Annotated in this window: 3 protein-coding genes; 2 read left to right on the top strand and 1 reads right to left on the bottom strand. The window is 39.4% G+C overall.

The genetic code is table 11. From position 1 onward, the window contains the following. Positions 1–331: 331 nt before the first annotated feature. Positions 332–559: an exodeoxyribonuclease VII small subunit gene (gene xseB / locus KPX09_RS04995; protein WP_249549265.1), complete on the bottom strand. Its 228-nt coding sequence runs from the start codon at positions 557–559 to the stop codon at positions 332–334. Between the two features lie 55 nt (positions 560–614). On the opposite strand from xseB, the gene KPX09_RS04990 reads away from it, so the two are divergent. Continuing rightward, positions 615–923 (top strand): ETC complex I subunit, encoded by a 309-nt coding sequence (locus KPX09_RS04990; protein WP_249549264.1) that lies wholly within the window; start codon positions 615–617, stop codon positions 921–923. A 105-nt stretch (positions 924–1,028) separates the two neighbouring features. Next, positions 1,029–1,952: an AEC family transporter gene (locus tag KPX09_RS04985; RefSeq protein ID WP_249549263.1), complete on the top strand. Its 924-nt coding sequence runs from the start codon at positions 1,029–1,031 to the stop codon at positions 1,950–1,952. The last annotated feature ends 504 nt before the right edge of the window (positions 1,953–2,456 follow it).

The raw sequence follows: 2,456 nt of genomic DNA, 5'->3' as shown, positions 1-2,456 counted from the left end.
GTTTAAGGCAATAGAAGTGCGTTGATATAACACATTGGACATATGCTCCTCTATTTTAAGTCTGGGACCTGATAGCATGTAGTTGCACAAGGGCGTGTTATGTCGTCGATTGAGAATTTCTCGTTGTATGTGTATCCTTGATTTTATAGGTTATAGCCGGTTTTGGAAGAAGGGTGACATGTTTAGATTCTTTTTTACACATTATGTATATGCAGCTTCTTGTAAAAGGTTAAAAAGGTTGCTTTGTCCAGGATATAAACAATTTCACTACAACATACGGTTATTTACTGTTCCGGTACAGAACAACTTAGGCAGAAAAACAAAGACTTTATCAGTAATCACTGAATTTTGCACTTGACTCTTTGTCATCAGGGTCGACAGATTCAATATGTAGTGAAATTTCTTTTATTACTTTATCACAATATTTATGGAGTTCCTTACCTTTATTGAAAAGCTCTACACTTCGTTCTAAGGGTACATTACCAGACTCCAACTCTGCCACTATATTTTCCAGTTCTTTCATCGCTTCTTCGAACTTACTACTGATATGAATGGACATATAGGCAATACCTGTTACACTTAATGCATCGTACTCTGTTCGTGAATGATTTCAAGTGAATAAGAATGGTTCTTGTGCACTGGTGCGTCGGCCTGCTAAAAACGCGATGCAGTCTGGCACGTTTCGTGGTAATCTTTGGTATGTAGAGTTTGAGCCATCAGCCTCACAGTATGTTGATAGTTTGATGGGGTGGATAGGTTCGGAAGAAACCTTACAACAAATACGTATGTGCTTTGCGAGCAAGGAAGATGCAATTGCTTATGTAGAAGCGCATGGTATACCCTATATCTTGCTGCAGGATGCTACTGCTTTGAGAGTTCCTAAGTCATATGCCACAAATTTCTTAAGAAAGAGGGGATTATAGCCTATATTCGGCGTTTAAGTTTATAACTAATGTGTTGTGAGAAGATTCTGACTTGTGGTAAAGTACCTCCGTAAATTGCTGTCCTAGTGGGTTTGAAGTTCAGTTATGTTCTTTACTTTGCTGTCCAAGGTCCTTCCTTTGTACACAACTATTCTGCTGGGGTTTGTAGCCGGAAAGTTCATCAAGCTTGACAGTTCCACGCTCGGAAAATTGTTGTTCTATATTATCGGACCCTCTGTTGTATTCTTCGGGATTATAAAAACCAAAATCAGCCCGGAGTTTGCGTCGCTACCTCTCATAACGTTTGTGATCTGTTGCATAATGTCCTTTGTGGTATACAAGGTCTCCGCACTCGTCTTCAGAGATCACACAAGGAACATGCTAGCTTTTAGTTCTGGAAGTTCTAGTATGGGCTTTTTTGGACTTCCCGTAGCTATAGCGTTGTTTGATGAGGAAACTGTATCTGTATATCTGTTGTGCTACATCGGAATGCTGTTTTTTGAAAATAGCTTTGGGTTTTATATTGTAACACAAAGACTATATTCTCCTCGTCAGTGCGCAAAAAGGCTAATACTTCTTCCTGCTTTTCATGCGACTATTGCTGCTTTTTTATTAAATTACTTTCATGTGCCGATACCCACGTTTTTGTTTGGCATAGCGAACAGTATGACCAACTCTTATATGGTCTTAGGAACGATTTTGCTGGGCATAGCGATAGCTAATATTAAGGATTTTGCGATAGATTTTAAACTTATTGTACTGACAGTATTGATAAAATACGTGGCGTGGCCTCTTTTGATACTTCTGCTAATTTTCCTCGATCGAATTGGCCCGGGTTGGTACAACACTCAGGCTTACCAGGCACTCATTCTGCTTGCGATTATACCAGTATCAAGCACGGGGGTAATACTTGCTTCAATGTTCAATTATCAGCCGGACAGAGCAGCAATGATTTTGCTCATAAGCACTGTGATTGGAATGTTCTACGTTCCTCTTATGATCTCGCTATTGTTGCACGTGCATCCGTAGAACATTGGAATAACTATAGGGATGTTCTTTTCATGGTGGCATTGAACGCTAGAGTCTTGTGACGGTGCTAGTGTCTGCTTTGTTGTGATGCATGCTGTATAAAACGCGGAAGAAGGCGCGTTCAATTTCTTTCATCGGCATTAAGGCCGAAGAAGAGAATATAAATGCACTGCTCACTGTGTCAGATAAGATGACGTGTTTGTACTTAACATAGTGTAAGATCCGGATAGTATCAAGTTACAAACACTGAGTACCTACATCATACAGCAACATTACTATACTATACACACTTCAGCAATCCCGTGCAACGTGTTGAACGTCCATTTACAGGGGATTTGAGTTCTTTTGAAAAATCTACGCAGGGCTTCCGAATACTTCTCTTATGGGTATTGCACTTGAATTTAAATATGGAATAGGAATCACAACCAAGAATCTAAAAAACAGGGATTTGAACACATAAGATGAGTATATATCAAAACAGGATGACATTATAGCAATGAAATG

This window comes from Anaplasma phagocytophilum (assembly GCF_023476575.1).
In the GTDB taxonomy this organism is placed as follows: Bacteria; Pseudomonadota; Alphaproteobacteria; order Rickettsiales; family Anaplasmataceae; genus Anaplasma; species Anaplasma phagocytophilum_A.
The sequence above is the reverse complement of the archived record's forward strand: the minus strand, read 5'-3'. Positions and strand labels throughout refer to the sequence as shown.

What these genes read in the sequence shown, in the direction of transcription:
- xseB (WP_249549265.1), bottom strand. Translation starts at nt 559, where the DNA reads ATGTCCATTCATATCAGTAGTAAGTTCGAAGAAGCGATGAAAGAACTG.
- KPX09_RS04985 (WP_249549263.1), top strand. Translation starts at nt 1,029, where the DNA reads ATGTTCTTTACTTTGCTGTCCAAGGTCCTTCCTTTGTACACAACTATT.